Annotated in this window: 4 protein-coding genes; 1 reads left to right on the plus strand and 3 read right to left on the minus strand. The window is 57.5% G+C overall.

Annotated elements, in window-relative coordinates; translation table 11 throughout:
* Nucleotides 1-14: 14 nt before the first annotated feature.
* Together Q1A48_RS14985 and Q1A48_RS14990 are read right to left on the minus strand one after the other, a co-directional pair.
* Entirely contained in the window at nucleotides 15-638 is a 624-nt protein-coding gene (locus Q1A48_RS14985; RefSeq protein WP_299946441.1) for a MotA/TolQ/ExbB proton channel family protein, read from the minus strand.
* A gap of 81 nt (nucleotides 639-719) precedes the next feature.
* On the minus strand, nucleotides 720-3,242 hold the full coding sequence (locus tag Q1A48_RS14990) for a DNA internalization-related competence protein ComEC/Rec2 (RefSeq protein WP_299946444.1): 2,523 nt from the start codon (nucleotides 3,240-3,242) through the stop codon (nucleotides 720-722).
* A 346-nt stretch (nucleotides 3,243-3,588) separates the two neighbouring features.
* On the opposite strand from Q1A48_RS14990, the gene Q1A48_RS14995 reads away from it, so the two are divergent.
* Entirely contained in the window at nucleotides 3,589-4,563 is a 975-nt protein-coding gene (locus tag Q1A48_RS14995) for a porin (RefSeq protein ID WP_299946446.1), read from the plus strand.
* A gap of 138 nt (nucleotides 4,564-4,701) precedes the next feature.
* Here Q1A48_RS14995 and Q1A48_RS15000 read toward each other — a convergent pair whose 3' ends face one another.
* Nucleotides 4,702-6,186, minus strand: a complete 1,485-nt coding sequence (locus Q1A48_RS15000) for a bifunctional 2-methylcitrate dehydratase/aconitate hydratase (RefSeq protein ID WP_299946449.1) — start codon at nucleotides 6,184-6,186, stop codon at nucleotides 4,702-4,704.
* Between the last annotated feature and the right edge of the window lie 89 nt (nucleotides 6,187-6,275).

A 6,275-nucleotide genomic window follows, 5' to 3' on the forward strand; every position in this document is an offset into this window, starting at 1 on the left:
GGTTGCTACCTCGCTCAGGCCGCGGCTTTGATGTTGCGGTCGCTGTGCAAAGCATCCACAAGCTTCACGGCTTCCTGTTCCATCGCCACCACTATGGTATCCACCCGGCGCTGGAAATATCTGTGTGCCATCAGCGCGGGGATAGCCACGGTCAGGCCCGCAGCGGTGGTGATCAAGGCCTGGCTGATGCCACCGGCCAGTACCCCGGCATTGCCGGTTCCCTCCAGCATAATGGCGGTAAATACCTGGATCATACCAATCACGGTGCCGAGCAGGCCGATCAGTGGTGCAACCGCTGCAATGGTGCCCAACACACCCAAATAACGCTCGAGTTCATGCACCACTTGACTCGCAGTCTCCTCAATGCTGTCTTTCATCACATCGCGACCATGGCGGGAATTGGACAGGCCGGAGGCAAAAATGCGCCCCAATGGACTGGAGTCCCGCAACGCTTTCAGTTGCTCCGCATCCAGCTGATTGTTTTTCAGCCACCCCCAAACTTCGCTCAACAGGGTCGGTGGCGCTATGCGCTGGGGGTGCAATGTCCAAAGGCGCTCAATACAGATCGCAATTACGGCAACAGAACAGAGCAGGATCGGCAGCATCAGCCAGCCGCCGGATTTTATGATTTCTAACACGTTTCTCAGCCCCAAACAGCGAGAGGGATTTCGGGAATTTAACTACTGCATCACAGATGCGGGTTTAGCACTTTACCACAGCTATTCCCGGCGGCTAAGTCCTCCATCGTGGCCTGCCTCATCACTGTGACCCGCATACCAAAATCGCGCAGCGGACCGGGCCAGGCGCACCTGGGGCCGGTTGATTCCCTCCCGCCAAAAAAACGCCACCGCGCCGCTTTGCGCAGTATTGAAAATTTGAGTACCCATTTTGCGGTAACGCTCGACCACCTCGGCATGGGGATGGCCAAAGTGATGGCGAAAACCTGCGCTGAAAACAACCCGCTCCGGCTTCGACCAAACCAGCAGGCTTGTCGATGACGAAGTCCGCGACCCATGATGTGGCGCCACCAGTAGATCCACTGGCGGGAAATGGGGGTACATCTGCTGTAGACGGCTTTCCACCGCACTGCTGATATCCCCTGTCAGCAACAATCGAACCTTGCGCCACTGTACCAGGGCCACACAACTGTGGTCATTTTCCGTACCGCTTAGTGACTCTCCCTGGGGCCAGAGCCAGTCAATAGTGATATCGCCAATACTGGCGCTTCTGCCGGCCACGCAGGATTCCGTTGGCACACTGGAATTACCCGCCAGGTTAAATCCCAGTCGCCCCGGCGCATACAGCCTGTCCGGCAGAAAGGTCTGCAGCAGCCCCTGCACACCACCAGCGTGATCACTGTCTCCATGGCTGACAATCAGCGCATCCAGGGTACCTGCCCGCGCCGCGGCAAGGTAGGGGGTGATTATGGCGCTGCCGGCGCTCCAACCTGTCGAAGACAGAGGACCCGCGTCATAGACGACATGGGCTTGTGAGGAGTAAAACACCAGCGCCAGTCCCTGGCCAACATCGAGGGCGGTGAACCGAAACCCCTGGCGTTCCGACACCGACAGAGGCAGCAGCGGCTGGAGTAAGGGGAACAGAAACAGCCAGCCCAGGTTGCGCCCCGGCCAACCTCGCGGTAGCAACAGCGCCAATACACCCAGCGCTGCAACCGCCAGCAGCACTGGGCCCTGCGGCGGCGCCAGGGTCTGCCAACTGGGCAACAGACGATCCGCAGCCTCCAGGCACCTTATCAAAAGGTCCAGCTGCCAACCGGCGAACCTGAAACAAAGAAGCCCTAAGCCTGTCTCCATCAGCAGGACGCCCAGCATCAGCACAGGCAGGATGAGCACACCAAGCCAGGGAATCGCCACCAAGTTGAACAACATGCCGCCGGCACTGAATCCGGAAAAATACACGACCGAAGGCAGAAGCAATCCCAGAGCCACCAGCCACTGGCTGCGCAGCAGCTGCAGAATACGGGTGAGCCACAGGGATCGCACTGCAGGGAAAGCCCCCGCTTTGAGCGCCTGAGCGGTCGATACAGGCTCAAGTGCCAGTGCCAGGCGCCCTCTGAAACCCAGCAGCAGGGCTGCAACTGCAGTGAAAGACAACCAGAATCCCACTGCGTAAAAGGCCAGCGGCTGCAGGGTGAGCACCAGGGCAAGCGCCAGGGCAAAGGCAATGCCGGCACCAATTCTGCGCCGCCATTGCCAACCCAGCAGCAATACCCAGGTCATCACCAACGCCCTTTGCGCCGAAAGGGGCGCACCAGCTAGCAGGGTATAAATCAGGGTGCCCGCCAAAGCCAGCGCCACAGGCAGGGCCGCGGGGGTAACGCCTGTCAGAATGCCGACACCCCGGGCAATGCCATGACCGAGCAGCAATAGAAATCCCGCCACCATGCCCACATGCAGCCCGGAAATCGCCAGCAGGTGCGCTGTACCCGTCCGCTTCAACAGGTCTCGATCCGCCTGGACAAGGCCGCTGCGATCGCCCAGCAATAACGCGCTGATCAGTGCTGTTCGCCCCACCGGCAGTGCTTGCAACCTGTCGCGCAACATACTGCGCAGCGACCCTATTCCCGCGCCCTGTCCCAACCACTGCGGGGTCGCGTCCCCAGGGCGCACATAGCCTGTCGCAAATACCCCCCTTTGCAGGAGCCAATGCTCATAATCAAAACTGTGGGGGTTCACACTGCCCCGCGGGCGCATCAATCGCACCGGTAATAACCAGCGGCTGGTACCGCGCAATCGGGACAGCGTGTCGGCATCGGCACGATACCAGGTGAGATACAAGAGGCTACCCACTGCAACCGGGCTCCGCCTTTTGCCCGGAGGCGCCCCCAAGACCACCGCCTGGAAACGCACGCTGCGTGCCTGCGACCCGTCCCATTGATCACCGCTACCGGAGCGGATTTCCGGCAGGGATACGATTTGGACCCGGAGCAGATGGTCGGAGCCGTGTATCTCAATGGGCAGGCGTTGTTGCAGCGCTTTCTGGTTGCTCCACAACCCCCAGCCAGCACCGGCAAGGGAGGCGACCAACACAATCAGTGCGGGCCTGTGCCGAGGCTGTATGAGCACCACCAGGGCCAATGACACATAGACGCCCAACAGCAGCCCCGTTTCAGGAAGTTCAGGTAGACAACCGACGCCCATGAGGGACAGTGAAAATATCCAGAGCAGCGGGGTGGGACCCCAGAGTCGCCTCTCACCAGATACCCTCCGCCAATAAGGCATACCCATTTCCCCCGCTGTCCCTGCCCGATTCAATGCCTTTACATCAACAGGTAATACCCCCATTCGCACTGGAATCAACCTGAGGGACTGCCAGAAACCCAAGAGCAGGTACAAGTGAACCAAAAGCAAGTGAACCAAAAGAAAGTGGGTATCGTTACCTTATGCTGCCTCCAGGCGGCATTAATGCCTTTGCATAACACTCGCTGGTCATATTATTTTAAAAAAAGTGCCATCTTTAACATTTTTGTAATATTCAGGTCGCAGAATCCGCACCAGATTGAGGGGTCGTCAATAAAGCGAACGAACGCCCCCCTCTGCCCAAAACCATAAACTGTGCGAGACGATTATGAACAAGACCGCGCTCTCTCTGGCCATCGTTACCCTGATCCCCACTGTGGCCAATGCTCAGGATGAAGGCGAACTAGTGGATTTTTACGGCAAAGCCAATGTCGCCCTGCAGTCTGCCGACGAGGGCGACGGCTCTGTCACCGACGTTCAGAGCAATGCCTCTCGCCTGGGCGTGAAGGGCGAAATCGCTCTGACCGAGAGCATCAAGGGTATCTACCGTATGGAATACGAAGTGGATATGGACGGCGACACCGAAGACACCTTCTCCCAGCGCAATATCTACGCTGGCCTGGAAGGCGGTTTCGGTCAGGTGATCGCGGGCAAGTTTGACACCCCACTGAAGGTTGCCCAGAAGAAGGTGGATTTGTTCAACGATCTGGAGGGCGACATCAAGAGCCTGATCACCAAGAGCGACAACCGCGAAGCAGACAGCTTTCAATACACTACTCCGTCTTTCGCTGGTTTTAAAGCCTCTGCCGCTTACATCAGCCACAAAGACGCTGTGATTGGCTATGAGGACCTCGGCCTAAATGAGGCAGGTGACGAAATACTCAGGGAGATCACCCGGGAAAACGGTGTTTCCGTCTCGATCGCCTACGACAACAACGGTGTTTACCTGGCCTACGCTGTTGACCAGGACGTTGAAGAAAATGACCGTGACGTTCAGCGCTTCGTCGCCCAATACAATCTTGGCCCCCTCCAGGTCGGCGCCCTGTTCGAAGATCAGGAAAAAGCTGACGGCAGCAACCAGGACGGCTGGATGGGTTCTGTTGCCTACAAGGTCGAGCAGTGGACCCTGAAAGCCCAGTACGGCCAGTCCGACATTGTCAAGGAGGACGGAAAAACCTACAGCCTCGGGGTCGACTACAAGTTCAACAGCGCGGCCAAGGTTTTTGGATTCTACACCGATGAAAGCGCAGACGCAGGCTACGACCGCAGCTACGCTGGCATCGGTGCCGAGTACAAATTCTAGGAGCACTTGATACGCCGGCGACTCCAATTGGGAAGGGCCATCTGATCACCCCACCCTGTGAGTGCTTGAATAGGCGGCCACTGGCCGCCGCCCTAATGCTCACCTGACAGTCCTTCCCCCCGCTGACGACACGGGGCACTAAATCACCAATAAATCCATAAACCGATGTACCGGCAGGTTCCGGAGGCGTCGCAAGTCCTGGCATAACGCCAAAATTTTCTCCATTTGGCCCCGGGGAAAGCGGGAAGCCAGGTTCTGGCGAAACTTGTTCTCCAGCAGTGGAATTCCCTCCTGCCGGCGACGGCGGTGTCCAATGGGGTATGCCACCTCGATCTTTTTTGTCGAGCTGCCGTCTCGAAAAAAGACCTGCACTGCATTGGCAATAGAGCGTTTGTCCGGGTCCAGGTAATCCCTCGAGTAGCAGTTGTCCTCAACCACCGCCATTTTGTCGCGCAGCACATCAATTTCCGGATGCGCCCTATGGAAATCATCTTGGTAGTATTCAGCCTGCAGATTGCCAAATAACAGTGACACGGCAACCACATACTGGAGACAGTGATCTCTATCCGCCGCATTCGCCAAAGGGCCGCGTTTCGAGATAATACGGATCGCCGACTCCTGCGTTGTCACCACAATCCTGTCGACCTCTGTAAGCCTTTCAACCACTTGCGGGTGCAGCGCAATGGCTGCTTCACAGGCAGTCTGGCTGTGGAACTCGGCCGGAAAGGAGACCTTAAACAGAATGTTCTCTATCACATAAGACCCATAGCCACAGGAAAATTGAAACTGCCGGTCTCCCTCCAGCTTTACTTTCTGATCCGCATTGGTTTTGCTAAAACAGACATCGTAAAAACCCCACTGATGTGCGCTGAGGGCAGTGGGCACTCCCATTTCCCCAAGCACTGCCATCTGCGCAAGCCATAGACCCCTAGATGAGGCATCCCCCGCTGCCCAGGACTTGCGCGAACCGGTATTGGGGGTGTGCCGATAGGTGCGCAGGGCGCTGCCATCCACCCAGGCCAGGGATACCGCCGCCATTATTTCCGCTCGACTGCCACCTTTCATCCAGGCCGCGACCGCCGCTGAAGCCACTCGCACCAACAGTACATGGTCCAAGCCAACGCGGTTAAAGCTGTTTGCCACCGCCAGCACGCCCTGAATTTCGTAGGCTTTGACCATGGCCTCAAGTACTTTTTGCATCGGCACTTGGGGGCCACCCTGTACCCGCTGCTGTTGCGACAGATAATCGCCCACCGCGAGTATAGCGCCCAGGTTATCCGAGGGATGACTCCACTCCGCGGCCAACCAGGTATCGTTAAAATCCAGCCAGCGTATTGTACAGCCGATATCCCAGGCCGCTTTCACAGGGTCCAGATGAAACCGGGTGCCCGGCACTCGCGCGCCACCGGGCACCCAGGTCCCCTCCACCAAAGGACCCAGCAACTTGGTACATTCGGGAAAGCGCAGCGCCAGAAGAGCGCAGCCAAGGGCATCCATCAGGCAATAGCGTGCGGCATCCCAGGCTGCATCGGAATCAATAGAGTAATTCAGGACATAGTCAGCGATATCCTGAATCACAGGATCGTAATCGGGCCGCGTATTCTGGTCGATGCCGGGGTGCATAGCGGGACTTCCAGGTAGTGTTCAGAATTCTGTGTCATTTCTTTATCATTAGCAAAAAAGAGATGACCTATGACCAAACCTACTTTCGA

Origin of the sequence: uncultured Microbulbifer sp. (assembly GCF_947489355.1) — a bacterium.
Classification (GTDB): Bacteria; Pseudomonadota; Gammaproteobacteria; order Pseudomonadales; family Cellvibrionaceae; genus Microbulbifer.